The organism is Tepidimonas sp. (assembly GCF_036824975.1).
Classification (GTDB): Bacteria; Pseudomonadota; Gammaproteobacteria; order Burkholderiales; family Burkholderiaceae_C; genus Tepidimonas.
Genome location: NZ_DAISZC010000013.1, coordinates 21,002 through 35,502 on the forward strand (window position 1 = coordinate 21,002; position 14,501 = coordinate 35,502).

At 69.0% G+C, this 14,501-nt stretch carries 14 protein-coding genes; 5 read left to right on the forward strand and 9 right to left on the reverse strand.

The annotated features are described in order from the left end of the window. Window positions 1–40: 40 nt before the first annotated feature. The gene (locus V7Z54_RS02895; protein WP_334134232.1) at window positions 41–1,390 is read right to left on the reverse strand and encodes a DUF3422 family protein; all 1,350 of its coding nucleotides are present in this window, start codon (window positions 1,388–1,390) and stop codon (window positions 41–43) included. A gap of 397 nt (window positions 1,391–1,787) precedes the next feature. On the opposite strand from V7Z54_RS02895, the gene V7Z54_RS02900 reads away from it, so the two are divergent. Next, window positions 1,788–4,742 carry a sensor domain-containing protein gene (locus V7Z54_RS02900; protein ID WP_334134234.1) on the forward strand — a complete coding sequence of 985 codons (2,955 nt, stop codon included), beginning with the start codon at window positions 1,788–1,790 and terminating at the stop codon, window positions 4,740–4,742. A 259-nt stretch (window positions 4,743–5,001) separates the two neighbouring features. On the opposite strand, the gene rplS is transcribed toward V7Z54_RS02900, so the two are convergent. From rplS to rpsP, 4 genes are all read right to left on the reverse strand, one after another. Further along, complete coding sequence (gene rplS, locus V7Z54_RS02905) at window positions 5,002–5,358, reverse strand: 50S ribosomal protein L19 (RefSeq protein ID WP_334134236.1); 357 nt, start codon at window positions 5,356–5,358, stop codon at window positions 5,002–5,004. Window positions 5,359–5,469: 111 nt separating this feature from the next. Then, window positions 5,470–6,270 carry a tRNA (guanosine(37)-N1)-methyltransferase TrmD gene (gene trmD / locus V7Z54_RS02910; protein WP_334134238.1) on the reverse strand — a complete coding sequence of 267 codons (801 nt, stop codon included), beginning with the start codon at window positions 6,268–6,270 and terminating at the stop codon, window positions 5,470–5,472. Between the two features lie 37 nt (window positions 6,271–6,307). Next, window positions 6,308–6,898, reverse strand: coding sequence for a ribosome maturation factor RimM (gene rimM / locus V7Z54_RS02915; RefSeq protein WP_334134240.1), 591 nt, complete (start codon window positions 6,896–6,898; stop codon window positions 6,308–6,310). Between the two features lie 13 nt (window positions 6,899–6,911). Continuing rightward, complete coding sequence (gene rpsP, locus V7Z54_RS02920; protein ID WP_334134242.1) at window positions 6,912–7,181, reverse strand: 30S ribosomal protein S16; 270 nt, start codon at window positions 7,179–7,181, stop codon at window positions 6,912–6,914. A 110-nt stretch (window positions 7,182–7,291) separates the two neighbouring features. Here rpsP and V7Z54_RS02925 point away from each other — a divergent pair, with 110 nt between their 5' ends. Both V7Z54_RS02925 and V7Z54_RS02930 read left to right on the forward strand, forming a co-directional pair. After that, a complete protein-coding gene (locus V7Z54_RS02925; RefSeq protein ID WP_334134244.1) occupies window positions 7,292–7,825 on the forward strand; it encodes a GNAT family N-acetyltransferase in 534 nt (177 codons plus the stop codon). 175 nt (window positions 7,826–8,000) lie between these two features. Beyond that, window positions 8,001–8,477, forward strand: a complete 477-nt coding sequence (locus V7Z54_RS02930; RefSeq protein WP_334134245.1) for a hypothetical protein — start codon at window positions 8,001–8,003, stop codon at window positions 8,475–8,477. Window positions 8,478–8,548: 71 nt separating this feature from the next. On the opposite strand, the gene V7Z54_RS02935 is transcribed toward V7Z54_RS02930, so the two are convergent. Continuing rightward, window positions 8,549–9,511 carry an AEC family transporter gene (locus V7Z54_RS02935; RefSeq protein WP_334134247.1) on the reverse strand — a complete coding sequence of 321 codons (963 nt, stop codon included), beginning with the start codon at window positions 9,509–9,511 and terminating at the stop codon, window positions 8,549–8,551. Window positions 9,512–9,720: 209 nt separating this feature from the next. Then, the gene (gene msrA / locus V7Z54_RS02940; RefSeq protein ID WP_334134248.1) at window positions 9,721–10,266 is read right to left on the reverse strand and encodes a peptide-methionine (S)-S-oxide reductase MsrA; all 546 of its coding nucleotides are present in this window, start codon (window positions 10,264–10,266) and stop codon (window positions 9,721–9,723) included. Between the two features lie 29 nt (window positions 10,267–10,295). Here msrA and V7Z54_RS02945 point away from each other — a divergent pair, with 29 nt between their 5' ends. Together V7Z54_RS02945 and V7Z54_RS02950 are read left to right on the forward strand one after the other, a co-directional pair. Further along, on the forward strand, window positions 10,296–11,636 hold the full coding sequence (locus V7Z54_RS02945) for a potassium/proton antiporter (protein ID WP_334134250.1): 1,341 nt from the start codon (window positions 10,296–10,298) through the stop codon (window positions 11,634–11,636). Next, a complete protein-coding gene (locus V7Z54_RS02950) occupies window positions 11,572–11,760 on the forward strand; it encodes a hypothetical protein (protein WP_334134252.1) in 189 nt (62 codons plus the stop codon). The genes V7Z54_RS02945 and V7Z54_RS02950 overlap by 65 nt, the downstream gene beginning before the upstream one ends. Window positions 11,761–11,831: 71 nt before the next feature. Here the strand turns inward: V7Z54_RS02950 and V7Z54_RS02955 are convergent, their stop codons facing one another. Beyond that, window positions 11,832–12,785, reverse strand: coding sequence for a ribose-phosphate diphosphokinase (locus V7Z54_RS02955; protein ID WP_443082414.1), 954 nt, complete (start codon window positions 12,783–12,785; stop codon window positions 11,832–11,834). 2 nt (window positions 12,786–12,787) lie between these two features. Next, on the reverse strand, window positions 12,788–14,410 hold the full coding sequence (locus V7Z54_RS02960) for a thymidine phosphorylase family protein (protein ID WP_443082415.1): 1,623 nt from the start codon (window positions 14,408–14,410) through the stop codon (window positions 12,788–12,790). Window positions 14,411–14,501 lie beyond the last annotated feature (91 nt).

Here is a 14,501-nt window from a genome sequence, read left to right on the forward strand (position 1 = left end):
GTGCCGCCCGAGCGCCCCGGCGGAGTCAGCGCGGGGACACTTATGTCTGCCCCTCGTGCAGCCGGGCGTGGATGCGGCGTGTCAGCCGCCACACTCCCCACAGCACCAACGGCATCAGGGCGCCTGCCGTGAGTTCTGGATGCAGCGGCACCCCAGCGGACTTCAGCGCCTTGGCCCCGTACAGCACCAGGCTGATGACGTAGTACGAGATGGCGGCGATCGACAGGCCCTCGACCGTGCTTTGCAGGCGCAGCTGCAGCGCCTGCCCGCGCGTGAGCTTTTCCAGCAGCTGGCGGTTTTGTTCCTCGCGCGCGATGTCTACCTGGGTGCGCAGCAGGGCACCGGTGCGTGCAATACGCTCGGACAACGCCTCTAGCCGCTGCTCGGTCGCGGCCACCGTCGCCATCGCCGGCGACAGGCGCCGCTGCATAAACTCACTAATCGTTTGCGTGCCGGCGATGGCCTGCTCGCGCAGTTCGGCGATGCGCTGCTGCACGATCCGGTCGTAGGCCCGGGTGGCTGAGAAGCGGTAACCGTGCTCGGCCACCGCGCGCTCAATGCGCGCCGCCAATGCCACCAGATCATCCAACAGCAATTGGTCAGAGGTGGCCTTGGCTTCCATCTGCGCCGTCAGCTCCGCCAGCCGGGCTTCGGCGGCCGCGATGGGGCCGGAGAGCGCTTTGGCCACCGGCAAACCCAACAAGGCCATCATGCGGTAGGTCTCCAGCTCCAGCAGCCGCGCCGATACCCGACCGGCGCGCGTCTCGCTGGTGTGGGGCGCGGCCACGAACAGCATGCGCTCGAAGCCGTTGTCGCGCAGCGCAAAATCCGTGACCACCAATCCGTAGGCCTGCCGCCCCACCAACGACGCGACCACCGGCCGCTGGCCAAACCACGGGCGCGCCTGCGCCAGAACGGCCGCCGGATCGGACAGATCGCCGCCGACCAGCGCCAGCTGAATGGCGCAGATGGTGCGCCCCGGGATGCCGGCCCACCAGTCCGGCGGCAGGCGCAGATCGGCCAGCAGGTCGGGCTCCTGGGTACCCAGACCGGCCTCCCCGGACAGCGGTTGCACCAGCGAATAGCGCGAAAACTCGGTGTGCCGCTCCCACTTCAGGGTGTAGCCCGGCGCACAGCGCAGCCGCAAAAAATTCCCTTGCAGATCGGCCAGCGTCAGCCCGCCCTGCCCAGGCAGGCGTTGCAGATGCGCCAGCTCCTGCTCGCGCGTCACCCCGTCGTTGAGCACCGCCACGTACACCACCAGCGCCGGCAGCCGGATGCGCGCCGGCGGCCGGGCATGTACCTCCTGGTGCAGCGGGAAGCGGCGTGGGTCATCGGGGGGTAGCACGGCCGCCGCAGCGTGCTCAGCGTGGTTGGTGACACCGTCCATGGTGCGGCAACCTTAGCACACCTCTGAACTCATCCCCCACGCCATGTGACATTTTGGGCACGTCCCTGTCGCGCTGGCCTTTTTCATACCGCCCCTGGGCGCTATCATGGCAGCCCGATTCGCCCGCTTCATCATGCCTCCCGCCCACGACACCGCGCCTGCGTCCCGGTTTCGGCCGGCAGGGGCTCATCGCCCAGCGATTGGGCAGTGGCGGCTGGCAAGCCCGACCTCGCCGGGGGCTGTGGCGCGGGGTCGATATCCGACGATGTTGAGGTGGTGCCTGCGATGGCTGCTGGGGTGGCTGGGTGGGGTCGCGCTGGGGTGGTCGGCAGCCGCCGCGCCAGCGGTCGCCAACACACCCGTGCTGCCCGCGCCGCTGCAGCAGCATGCCCTGCCCATGTGGCTCATCGATCCCGACTCGGGCCTCATCATCAGCGCCAATGCGGCGGCGCAGCGCTTCTACGGCTACCCGGAGCTGGCCCAGGGCACGCTCAACATCCAGCGCATCAATCAACTCAACGCTGACGAAATTCGCGCCGAAATGGCGCGGGCGCGGGAACAGGGACGGCAGTTTTTCGTCTTTCCGCACCGCCTGGCCTCGGGCGATGTGGTGACGGTGGAGGTGCACAGCTCGCCGGTGGAAATCGACGGGCGCCGACTGCTGCTGTCGGTGTTGCTGCCCGAGAGCCGCTCGGCCTCGCTACAGGCCGAATTGCAGCGCTACCAGAACCGGCTCGAGTCGCTGGTGGCGCAGCGCACCGCAGCGGCGGTGCATGCCGAACGCGCCCGCACCACCATAGCGATGGGAGCCGGTGCAGCGCTTGCGCTGGCCACGGTCGTGCTGGGCATCATCAGCTTGCAGCTGCGCCGCCTGGCGCGCCAGCGGCAGCAGCTGGCCACCGAACTGGAAGACACCCTGCGTGGCGCCCGGCTGGCGCGCATCCGCTGGGACGTCAGCGCCGGCACCGTGACGCTGTGTGCCCGTGCTTTGGCCTGGTTGGGGCACTCCCAGCACGCTGGCCAGCCGATACCGCTGTCCGTCTGGACGGACTGGCTGCACCCAGATGACCGCGAGCGACTGCAGCAGCTGCTGCGTGAGTACCTGCGCCGCCAGCTGCCCGACGCCGATGTGCGCCTGCGGCTGCGGCACGCCGATGGCTCCTGGAAATGGGTCGAGATTTGGGCCCGGGTGACCGCGCGCGATCCCGTCAGCGGACGGGCGCTGACGGTGTCGGGCCTGGCCCGCGACGTCACCGAAGCGGTGGCGCTGGAGGAGGCGCGCACCATCGCCGCCAGCGTGTTCGAGGACGCTGGTGAGGCGATCGTCGTCCTCGACGAGCGGGGCGTGGTGCAGCAGGTCAACGCGGCCATGGAGCGCCTGAGCGGTTACGACCGCCAGGCCCTCATCGGCGCCGCCAACCTGCCGTGGCGTGTCGATGCGGGCAGTGGCGTGCGCGGTTGGCGCCGCCTGCTGCAGCAGTTGCGGCGCGAGGGGCGCTGGCACGGGGAATCGACATGGCGCCGTGCCGACGGCAGCGAGCTGCCGGTAATCGAGACGATTACGGTCGTGCGCGATGCCAACAACCGCATCCTGCGTTACCTCATCATCGCCCAAGACATCAGCGAACTGAAGGCACAGCAGCAGGCGCTGCTGCACCAGGCGCATTACGACCTGTTGACCGGGCTGCCCAACCGCAACCTGCTGGCCGACCGTCTGGAGCTGGCGCTGGCCATGGCGCGCCGGCACCACCGGCAGGTGGTGGTGGCATACCTGGACTTGGACGACTTCAAGTCGATCAACGAACGCTGGGGACACGAACACGCCGACCGACTGTTGCGCCAGCTGGCCGAGGCGCTGCGCGCCAGCTTGCGCGAAGGCGATACCCTGGCGCGGCTTGGGGGCGACGAGTTCGTCGCCGTGCTGGTCGATCTGGACGCCAGCGACGACTGGACGTCCATCGTCAACCGGCTGTTGCAGACCTGCGTCGACGCCGGCCAGCGCTTGGGGCTTACGTTGGGTGCCAGTGCGGGCGTGACCGTTTTTCCACACGACGACGCCGACGCCGAAGTGCTGCTGCGCCACGCCGATCAGGCGCTGTATCGCGCCAAACGGGACGGACGCGGACGTTGGGTGGCCTACGATCCGCGCGAAGACCAGGCCGCCGCAGCCCACGCGGAGCTGGTGGCTGAGGTACGGCGCGCACTCGCGCAGCAGGAGTTCACGCTGTTTCTGCAACCACGGGTGCGGTTGACCGACGGCAAAGTCGAGGGGGCGGAAGCGCTGCTGCGCTGGCAGCATCCCAGCCGCGGCCTGCTGGCGCCCGGGGCGTTCCTGCCCATGATCGAAGACGACGCCGTCATGGTCGACGTCGGTCAGTGGGTGCTCGAGCGCGCCCTCGATATCCTCGAGCAATGGCGCGATGGCCCGTGCAGCGGTGCGCTGCTGTCGATCAACGTGGCCGCGCGCCAACTGCGCGATCCGGCATTCACCGAGCGGCTGGAGCGGACCTTGGCCAACCACCCGCGGGTCGATCCGCGCTGTCTGGAGCTCGAAATCACCGAAAGCGGCGCCCTCGACGGCATCGACCAGCTGGAGCGCATCTTGCAGCGTTGCGACCAGTTGGGTGTGCGCATCGCCATCGACGATTTCGGCACCGGCTACTCGTCACTGTCGTATCTGAAGCGGCTGCCGGCCCACGTCGTCAAAATCGACCAAAGCTTCGTGCGCGACGTCTTCGAGGATCCGGACGACCTGCGCATCATCGACGGCATCATCGCACTGGGACGGGCGTTTGGGCTGCACATCGTGGCCGAAGGGGTCGAGACGCTGGAGCAGGCAACGCTGCTGCTGCGGCTGGGTGCGGCCACCGCGCAGGGCTACGGTATCGCCCGCCCCATGCCCGTATCGGAGTGGCCAGAATGGGTGCGGCGCTGGGCTGCCCCGGCCCAGTGGCACACTTGGGCGCGATTGCTCGGCTCGCCTTGGATCAACCTGATGGCGCGGATAGAGGTGGAACACCGCGCCGCGTTTTTGCACCTGCAGGCCCGAACCGCCCCGCTGCCGCCCGCACACGACTGCGCAGTACAGCGGATGCTGCTCGAGGCGCTGCCGGCCAGCGCCCAGGACTGGCCTGAATACGCGGCCTTCGTCGCTGCCCATCAACGCCTGCACGATGCGGCCGAGCGCTGGTGGCAGTCCAGCGACCCAGCGGACGCCGACAGCGATGCGCAGCTGCAGGCGGCGCAGCAGCAGCTGATCGAGGCGTTGCAGCAACTGGCGCTGCGTCTGGCGGGTGCAAATGGACACGAGCCAGCGCCGCCATCGGTCAGCGCCGTCGAGGCGGTGCATTGAGTGGAGGCGCGCCCTCCGTCCACCCTTCGGCACCCGCACCAGCACGGGAAGCGGACGCCTGCGCGTCCAGCTTCTCTGGGCAAACGCGGTACCGCAGGCTGCCGTGCGCCCTTCGGGCACCACTGGGCGGCTCCGTGCCACTTTCAGACGCTCACCCGCGGCCCGAATGGTCTATTGGGGCTGCCGAGCACGGTTTGCGTCCAGCATTGGGTGACAGCCGGGCGCTGGACAAGCCCAGTTTTTGACAAAAGTTGGGCGCTTAAGCACCCAACTTTTCTTTGATGCGGGCGGACTTGCCGGAGCGGCCGCGCAGGTAGTACAGCTTGGCGCGGCGCACGTCGCCGCGGCGCTTGACCTGGATGCTGGCAATCAGCGGGCTGTACAGCGGAAACGTGCGCTCGACGCCTTCGCCGTTGGAGATCTTGCGCACGATGAAGCTGGAGTTCAGGCCCCGGTTGCGCTTGGCGATCACCACGCCTTCGTAGGCCTGCACGCGCTTTTTGTTGCCTTCGATGACGTTGACGTTGACGACCACCGTGTCGCCGGGGCCAAACTCGGGGATTTCTTTGTTGAGACGAGCGATTTCTTCCTGCTCGAGAATCTGGATCAGGTTCATGATGACACCGTGATCATGACCGCGCTGCACTGTTGCACGAAACCGCGCCCTTGCGCGGCTCCGCCCGGAGCTGCCAGCCTCCGAAGCCGGACAGAGGATCAAAGCCTTTAATTATAACCCAAGGGTCTGGGCCAACCAACGTTCGTCGGTCTCGCTCAGCCGCCCCGCCTGGCGGGCCTGCGCCAGCAGGTCAGGGCGCGCACGTGCCGTCGCCAGCAGGCGCTGCTGTCGGCGCCAAGCCTCGATGTGGGCGTGGTGTCCTGACAACAGCACCGACGGTACCGCCATCGGCCCGGCAGGCCCCGGCCAGACTTCTGGCCGCGTGTAGTGCGGGCAGTCCAGAAGCCCGTCCAAAGCCGGATGGAAACTGTCCTGCGAGGCGCTGTCGGCGTCCCCCAGCACGCCGGGCTGCAAGCGCGCAACCGCATCCAGCAGGGCCACCGCCGCGATCTCTCCGCCGGAGAGCACGAAATCCCCAAGGCTGATGAGCTCGTCCACGCAAGCGTCAACGAAGCGCTGGTCCACCCCCTCGTAGCGCCCACACACCAAAATGGCGCCGGGCTGCGACGGTCGCGCCCAGCGCGCCACCGTGGCGTGCGACAGCACCGCGCCCGCCGGGGCGAACAGTACGGTGGGCACATCCACCGCCGCCCCCGGCGCGCGCCGCGGCGGCAGCCCACGGTCGGCCCGCACCGCCTGCCAGCAGCGGTACAACGGCTCGGGCAGCATCACCATGCCCGGGCCGCCACCAAACGGGCGGTCATCGACACGCCGGTAGTTGCCGTCGGCGTATGCACGCAACGGCCACACCCGCACCTCCACCGCGCCACTGTCGAACGCGCGGCGGGTCACGCCGGTGCGCAGGAACGGCTCGATGAGTTCCGGAAACAGCGTGATGACGTCAAAGCGCATGCTCGGTTCGCGGCCCCGCCGCCGTGCGCGAACGGACTCAGTAATCGGGCTGCCAATCGACGGCGATGCGGCGCGCCGCCAGATCGACCGCATCGACGTAGGCGCGCACAAACGGAATCAGGCGCTGCACCGCGTCGCCACCTTGCCCGTGGCGCACACACAGCACCGCATGTGGGCCGGTGGACAGCAGGTCGTCCACGACGCCCAGGACCACCCCTTCGCGGTTGACCACGGACAGGCCGATTAAGTCGACCCAGTAAAACTCGTCGGGATCGTGCGTGGGCGGAAAATCGGCCCGCGCGATGTGGATGCGGGCGCCCCGCAGGCGCTCGGCCTGGGTTCGCTCTCCCACCCCTTCGAGCCGGGCCACCAAACCATCCCCGTGCCAGCGCACCTGCGCCACCGTGACTTCAACAGCGCCATCGAAGGCATCGAAGGCGCGGGCCCGCGGCGTTGCCGCATCGGGCGGGGTGAGAAACCAGCGCCGCGCATGGCGCAGCGCATCGGCACTGGCGCTGAGACTGTGCACGCGCACCCAGCCGTGCACGCCCCAGGCGTCCTGCACATGACCGACCGCCACCGCATCGGCCGGCAGCACCACAGCTTGCCAAGGCTGTGCGTCGGTCATCGCGCCGCTGTCGTCAGGCTGCGGCCGCCTCGGCGGCAACCGGCTTGGGCGCCTGCTTGATGAGGCGCTGCACCGTCTCGGACGGCTGCGCCCCCACGCCCAGCCAGTAGGCCAGACGGTCCTGCGCGATGTTCAGCGGCACGTCGTTGCCACGGGCAATGGGGTTGTAAAAGCCAATGCGCTCGATGAAGCGGCCGTCGCGACGGCAGCGTTTGTCGGCAACGACGATATGGTAGAACGGGCGGGCCTTGGAGCCGCCACGGGCGAGTCGGATCACGACCATAGGTTATCCTTGCGAACTGTTCGACGAGACGGAAAGGCAACGCCTAAGACACGGCAACTGGCCACCCGGCCAGAGAAACGTTGCAAACCGGCTATTATATCCCGCACCCCGTGAATCCCCTGCTGATCCGCCCCAGCCGCGACGACGACCTGCCCGCCATCGCGGCCCTGTACGGCCACCATGTGCTGCACGGCACCGGCACCTTCGAAACCACCCCGCCCAGCGTCGCCGAGATGGCAGTGCGCCGCGCCGACGTGCTGGACAAGCACCTGCCATGGCTGGTGGCCGAGCGCGCGGGGCAGGTCCTGGGTTTTGCCTACGGCAACTGGTTCAAGCCGCGGCCGGCCTACCGCTACTCAGTGGAAGATTCGATTTACGTGGCCCCCGACGCCGCCGGCCAGGGCATTGGCCGCGCCCTGCTGGCCGAGCTGCTGGGGCAGCTGGAGCAGCGCGGCATCCGCAAGGTGATGGCGGTCATCGGCGACTCGGCCAACGTCGGCTCGATCGGGCTGCACACGGCGCTAGGCTTTGAGCGGGTTGGCGTGGTACGCGCCTGCGGCTGGAAATTCGGCCGCTGGCTGGATATCGTGCTGATGGAAAAATCCCTCGGCTGGGGCGATCGCGCCCCGCCAGCCGACCCCTGATGTGCCCATCGGGAACCCGCGCCATAGCTGCCACTCCCAAGCGATGGCAGGGATGACGTGGCCACCCACCCACCAGAGCACGGCGCCGGGCACGCGCCCACCCCGCCCACGTGGCACGTTCCCTGGCACCGCCCCCTCACAACCACCCTCCGCCACCCGCTGCTGACGCTTGCCCATGTCACGCCCCTGCGAACACCCCTGTCGCCCGCGCAACAAAACCGTCGCGGCTTGGCTCGCCTTCCTCGGGGGAGGCTTGGGTTGGCACCGTTTTTATCTGTACGGCATGGGCGATGTCTGGGGCTGGGCGCACGCCATCCCTACCGCGCTGGGCCTATGGGGGGTGGACCGGGTGCTGACCTACGGGCAGGACGACAAACTGTCGTGGGTGCTGCTGCCGCTGCTGGGCGCCAGCCTGGTGGCCGCCTGCCTGGCGGCCATCGTCTATGCGCTGATGCCCGCCGAACGCTGGAATGCCCGCCACAACCCGGGACTGTCGCCGGATGCCCCGGCTGGCGCGACGCAGTGGCTCACCGTGATCGCGGTGGTGCTGGCGCTGATGGTCGGAGCCACCGCTTTCATGGCGTCACTGGCTTTTAGCTTTCAGCGCTACTTCGAGTACCAGATCGAGGAAGGGCTGCGCATCAGCCAGTGAGCCGCCTGCCACGGCCACCTGTGCAGCGGTAAGCGCTGGGTGTTGCGCATCAGCCAGTAAGCCGCCAGCGATCACGCAGTCAATGCCCCCATCACCAGCATCGCCACGCTCAGCGTCACCACCGACAACGCCGTCGATACTGCCGTGGCAGCGGTCACTTCGGCCTGCGCCACGTGGTAGCGCTGTGCAAACAGAAACACGTTGGCCCCTACCGGCACCGCGGCGGCCACCACCAGCACAGTCAGCGGCAGGCCGCGCAGACCCCATGCCCACGCCGACAGGCCCACCAGCACCGGCACGGCCACGTTTTTGGCCAGCGCCACCCCCAGCGCCTCGCGCCAGCGGCCGCGCAGCGGCGTGTGCGCCAGACTGATGCCGACCAGCACCAACGCCAGCGGCCCAAACGCCTGCCCCAGCAGATGCAGCGGCCGATCCACCACCGAGGGCAGCGCCAGCCCCGAGGCACCCCACAGCAGCCCGCAGGCAATCGGCAGCGGAATCGGGTGGATGACCGAACTGCGCACCGCCGACCACGTGGCGCGCCACAGACGCCGACAGTCCAGCGCCTGCGTACCAGCGCGCTGCCGGGCATCGGCCAGCTCCAGCGCCACCGACGCCGCCGTCAGCAGAATCAGCGCGTGCACCGCAATCAGGGTCAGCAGCGTCACCAGCCCCGGCTGCCCATAAGCCAGGCCCACCAGGGCGATGCCGATCATCACCAGATTCGAGAACGTCCCCCCCAGCGCCAGCACGATACCGCGCGATGTGAAGCCGCGCCAGACGATTTGCAGCGCAAACCACGGCAGCACGGCGCTGAAGTAGGCCGCGATGGGACGCCAGTCGAGGCTGCCGAGCCGCACCTGGCTCATGGTGCGAAACAGCAGCGCCGGGATCAGCAGCAAAAAGACCAAGTTGGACAGCTCTTTGATTGCGCCCGCGCCAACCCAGCCGCGCCGACCCGCCAGCACCCCGGCGCCGATGAGCAAGAACACGGGCACCAGTGACTGGAAAACGGGATGATCGGCAACGTTCACGACTGCCAGTGTAGCGGGGCGGCGCTGCCGGGACTGCCGCGTGGGCGACGCCCGCCTTTGCGCCGACCCGTGTGGGACGCAAGCAGCCCGCCCACGCCGCGCGCGTGACGTCCGCCTCCTCGACAGCGGCTCAGCGGGGTAGGCGGTGGGCACCCCTGCGCGGAAACGTCCGCCCCCCGGCCCGCAGCGGCGGTGGTGGCAGGCGGCACTTAGCCCGCATCGGGCTTGAGCCAGCGAGCAAAGTCGCGCCGTAGCTTGGCCACCTTGGGCGCGGCCACCGCCAAGCAATAGCCGTGATACGGGTGACGGGCGTAAAAATTCTGATGGTAATCCTCGGCAGGCCAATAGTGGCGCAACGGCTCGACCTCGGTGACCAGCGGGGCACCCAACATCCCGCTGGCCTGCAGTTCGGCCATCAGCGCGCGCGCCACGTTAGCCTGCAAGGGCTCGGTCCAGTAGACGCCGCTGCGATACTGGGTGCCGACATCCGCGCCCTGCCGGTTGGGCGTGGTGGGGTCGTGCGTGGCAAAGAAGATCGTCAGCAGCGTGCGCTCGTCGATCACCGTGGGGTCATACACCAGCCGCACCACCTCCACACACCCCGTGGTGCCGGTACAGACCTGCTCGTAGCTGGGCTGCTCAGCCTGCCCGTTGCAGTAGCCCGATTCGACGTCCAGTATGCCGCGCACGCGGTCGAACACCGCCTCGGTGCACCAGAAGCACCCGCCGCCCAGAGCCAGCACGCGCGTCGTCATGGCCCGGATTCTGCTACGGTTGGGTCACCATGAAGATGTCGCTGGATTTTTTGGCGCTGCCGTTGTTGACCGCGGCGGCTCTGCTGCTGGTAAGCCTGGTGGCGGGGCTGTTTTCGGCTCGGCTGGGGCTTTCCTTCCTGCTGGTGTTTTTGGTGGCGGGCATGTTGCTGGGCGAGGATGGCCCCGGCGGTGTGGCGTTCGAGGACTTCCGGCTGGCGTTTTGGGTGGGCAACGTGGCGCTGGCCGTGATCTTGCTCGACGGCGGGCTGCGCACGCGTGAGGCCACCTTCCGCACCGGGCTGCGCCCCGCACTGCTGCTAGCCACCGTGGGCGTGGTGGTCAGCGCGGCGCTCGCCGGGCTAGGCGTTTGGTTGCTGCTGGACCTGGACTGGCGGCTGGCGCTACTGCTGGGAGCCATCGTCGGCTCGACCGCCGCCGCGATGTTTTCGTTGTTGCAAACCTCGGAAGTACGGCTCGACGAGCGCGTGGCCTCCACGTTGGAGATCGAGTCGGGACTGAACGACCCGATGGCGGTGTTTTTGACACTGGCCCTCATTGGCCTGGTCAGTGCGCCGACGGCGCCGTCGGCGGCCACGCTGTGGTCGAGCGTGCTGGCTTTGTTGCAGCCGTTTGGCTGGGGCCTGCTGGTGGGAGCGGGTCTGGGCTGGGCGCTGGCCAACGGTTTGCGCTGGCTGGCGCGAGTCACGCGTCCAGCCGGCGGGGTACGCGCGCTGTTGCTGCTGTCGGCCGGGCTGGCCGTGTTTGCCTTCACCACCTGGATCGGCGGGTCGGGGTTTTTGGCCGTTTATGTCTTCGGGCTGGTGGTGGGCAACCGCGCGCGCGGCTCGGTGGCACCGGCCCTGCAGGCCATGGACGGCTACGCCTGGATGGCGCAGGCGGGCATGTTCCTGCTGTTGGGCCTGCTGGTGACGCCGAGCGAGGCGCTGCGTACCTGGCTGCCGGCGCTGGGCGTGGCGGCGGTGCTTATGGGGCTGGCCCGCCCGGTGGCGGTGTGGCTGTGCCTGTGGCCGTTTCGGTTCCCGCCGCACGACATCGCCTTCATCGCGTGGGTGGGCCTGCGCGGCGCGGTGCCGATCGTGCTGGCCGTGTTTCCGCTCATGGCTGAGGTCGATGGTGCCAAGACGTTTTTCCATATCGCCTTCGTCGTGGTATTGGCCTCGCTGCTGCTACAGGGCACCACACTGCCGTGGGCAGCGCGCCGCGCCGGCGTGGTGCTGCCCGACCGCAACGACACGGTGTCGGCACGCCAGGTGTACGGCGACCGAGGTACCTGCCGACACCCCGATGGCCGCGCTGTGCCGCTTCTACGACTGGCCACCGGTACACGACGAGCAGCTGACGGTCGGTGAGTGGTTTCGTTATACCTGTGTGCACCCGCCGGTGGAGGGCGATCAACTGCGCTGGGGACCGGCCGAACTGAGTGTGCGCCATGTGCGCGACGGCACGATCGACAGGGTGGGCATCCACAGCTAAGACCAAGAGATCCCCCACTGACCACGGCAGCGCGTGCGGCGGCTGATCGGCTGAGCGGTTGGCGGCCGTGGCTACCGGCATGCAGCGCCGGCCGCAGTGCCGCTGCCGGCTACGCTGCGCACCGATCGCTGAAGCGCCGCGGCCAGTAGCGGCGCCAGCGCCACCGTGTTGCTGGCGTGGGGGACACTGTCGGTACTCCAGACTTCGCCCACGCCGGCGGCCTGCATCACCGCCAGCGCGTCGCCGACGAACAGCGCATGCGTTACCGCCACGTCCACCGACACAGCACCCGCCGCCCGCAGCGCGGCCGCGGCCCGTGCCACCGTCCGCCCGGTGCTGGCCATGTCGTCCAGAATCACCACCGCGCGGCCGCGCACATCCAGTGCCGGCAGCTCGACCTGCACATCACGGTCGCCGCGGCGCACCTTGCGGCAGACCGCGGCCTGCAGCCCAACGGTCGCAGCGGCCTGCTGCACCCACTGGGCCGACTCTTCGTCCGGGCCCAGCAGCAGCGCGCCTGGCCGCCGCGCTACGATGGCCTGCGCCAGCAGCGGCGCCGCGCTGAGCGCCTGGGCATCGCCGAGCGGCACCGCCTCGGCCAGGGTCGCCACGCGGTGCAGATGCGGATCGACGGTGATGAGCCCGTCGAATGCCGCTGCCAGCCAGCGCCCCAGGTGACGCTGGCTGACCACCTCGCCGGGCGTGAAGGCCATGTCCTGGCGCATGTAGGCCAGATACGGCGCCACCAGCCACAGGCGCTGCGCGCCCAGTTCGCGCGCTGCCGGCGCGGCCAGCAGCAGCTCCACCAGCTTCTCGTTGGGCTGGTGCAGGCTGCGGTAGACCGCCACTGCCGCCGGCATGCAAGCCGGCAGCCGTAGCCGCCATTCCCCGTCGGGGAAGCGGTGGCGGTCGATAACCGCCAGCGTCCAGGGCTCGCGCGCGTCGTCGCCGTCCAGCGCTCGCAGCGCCGTCAGCAGCCGCCCGGCCGGCCCCGTTTCGTCGTCGCAGCACAGCAACAGCGGCATGTTCAGAATTCCACGAACACGTGTGGGACCTCGTGCGGCTCGCCGATCTGGTAGCCGCTGTGGCGATGGCTGGCCTCCCACGCAAAGCCGCGGTCGGCGGGAAATTCGGCGTAAACACGGTACAGCAGCTCGCCCGCGCGCACCGGCTCGCCCAGCTTGCGCGCCAGATCCACGCCCGCGCCTGGCACCTTGGGTGCGCCGGCCAGCCGCGCTATACGGGCAATCTGCAGGTTATCGATACCGGTCACCACCCCGTCGCGCGGCGCCGTGACCTCGAAGGTCAGCCGTGCCAGCGGCGGCCGCTCCGGATCGAACGGGCGCGCGCCTTGGGCGGCAATCAACGCCATCATCTTGTCCAGCGCCCGACCCGAGTCGAGAATGTCGCGTGCAATGCCGTAGCCATCGCCGCCGCGGATGTCGGGATCGCACTCGAGCAGGCGGCCAGCCAGCCGCAGCGCCTTCTGGCGCAGATCCATCGGCGCCAGTGGGTGGTTCTGCAGCACGCGCATGACGTCGCGCGCCTCCAGCACCGGGCCGATGCCCTGCCCGATCGGTTGGCGCCCGTCGGTAATCACCACGTCCACCGAAATGCCCAGCCGGCGCGCCACGTACTCGAACAGCCGCCGCAGGCGTTGCGCGTCGGGCATCGAGCGCACCTTCGCCGTCGGCCCCACCGGGATGTCGAGCACGATGTGGTTGGAGCCAGCCGCCACCTTCTTGCTCAGTATCGAGGCCACCATCTGGCTGGGGGAATCAAGCGACAGCGGCCGCTCGACGGCGATCAGCACATCGTCGGCCGGGGACAAATGCGCGGTGCCGCCCCAGGCCAGGCAGCCGCGGTGCTCGCGCACGATGTCCTGCAGTCGCTCAATCGGCAGTTCGACCTCGGCCAGTACCTCCATGGTGTCGGCGGTACCGGCCGGCGAGGTAATGGCACGCGACGAGGTCTTGGGACACACCAGCCCATGCGCGGCGACGATCGGCACCACCAGCATCGAGGTGCGGTTGCCCGGAATGCCACCGATGCAGTGCTTGTCCACCACCAGCCGCTCGCGCCAGTCCAGGCGCTGGCCAGCCTCGATCATGGCCTCGGTCAGGAAGTACACCTCCTCGCGGTCGAGCTCGCCGGCCTGGGTGGCGACGACGAAAGCCGACAGCTCGATCTTGGAGTAGCGGCGCTCGGCGATGTCGCGCACGATGGCGCGAAACTCGGCGCGCCCGAGGCGCTCGCCGCTGATCTTGCGGTGCAGCGCCGCCATCGACGCCGGCGGCTCGGCCTGCGAGATCGTGGCCGGATGGCCGGGCTCGACCCCGAGCTGGGCAAAAGCGTCGATCGACAGGCCGACCTCATCGCATTTGACGATGCGCGGGTCGAGCGTGACGTTGAGCGTGGCCAGCACCTTGCGCCCGTTGGCGCGCACCTCCACCTTGGACAGGGCCTGAAAGCCCTCGGCACGGTAGATCTCGCAGTCCCGGTGCAAGTAGGCAACGTTTTCGCGATACGTGTCGATGGCGACACGACGCAGTTTCAGCGGCACGCTGCCGTCATCGGCCACAGGCACCGGCGGGCAGGGAGAGAGCTTGAGCGTTGCGCCCATCTCCGGCTGGGCTGTCACATCGGTCATCGGTTACGCTCCGGGGGGCGGGTTCGGCTGCGGGCGGGGCACGGCGCGCCCACGCGCACCACACGCCGGCGATGGTAGCCGATCCTGTCAT

Bases quoted from the DNA above. Each gene is read 5' to 3' on its own strand.
- V7Z54_RS02895 (WP_334134232.1), bottom strand. From the start codon at position 1,390: ATGGACGGTGTCACCAACCACGCTGAGCACGCTGCGGCGGCCGTGCTA.
- V7Z54_RS02900 (WP_334134234.1), top strand. From the start codon at position 1,788: ATGTGGCTCATCGATCCCGACTCGGGCCTCATCATCAGCGCCAATGCG.
- rplS (WP_334134236.1), bottom strand. From the start codon at position 5,358: ATGAACCTGATCCAGATTCTCGAGCAGGAAGAAATCGCTCGTCTCAAC.
- trmD (WP_334134238.1), bottom strand. From the start codon at position 6,270: ATGCGCTTTGACGTCATCACGCTGTTTCCGGAACTCATCGAGCCGTTC.
- rimM (WP_334134240.1), bottom strand. From the start codon at position 6,898: ATGACCGACGCACAGCCTTGGCAAGCTGTGGTGCTGCCGGCCGATGCG.
- rpsP (WP_334134242.1), bottom strand. From the start codon at position 7,181: ATGGTCGTGATCCGACTCGCCCGTGGCGGCTCCAAGGCCCGCCCGTTC.
- V7Z54_RS02930 (WP_334134245.1), top strand. From the start codon at position 8,001: ATGTCACGCCCCTGCGAACACCCCTGTCGCCCGCGCAACAAAACCGTC.
- msrA (WP_334134248.1), bottom strand. From the start codon at position 10,266: ATGACGACGCGCGTGCTGGCTCTGGGCGGCGGGTGCTTCTGGTGCACC.
- V7Z54_RS02945 (WP_334134250.1), top strand. From the start codon at position 10,296: ATGAAGATGTCGCTGGATTTTTTGGCGCTGCCGTTGTTGACCGCGGCG.
- V7Z54_RS02950 (WP_334134252.1), top strand. From the start codon at position 11,572: ATGGCCGCGCTGTGCCGCTTCTACGACTGGCCACCGGTACACGACGAG.
- V7Z54_RS02955 (WP_443082414.1), bottom strand. From the start codon at position 12,785: ATGCCGCTGTTGCTGTGCTGCGACGACGAAACGGGGCCGGCCGGGCGG.
- V7Z54_RS02960 (WP_443082415.1), bottom strand. From the start codon at position 14,410: ATGACCGATGTGACAGCCCAGCCGGAGATGGGCGCAACGCTCAAGCTC.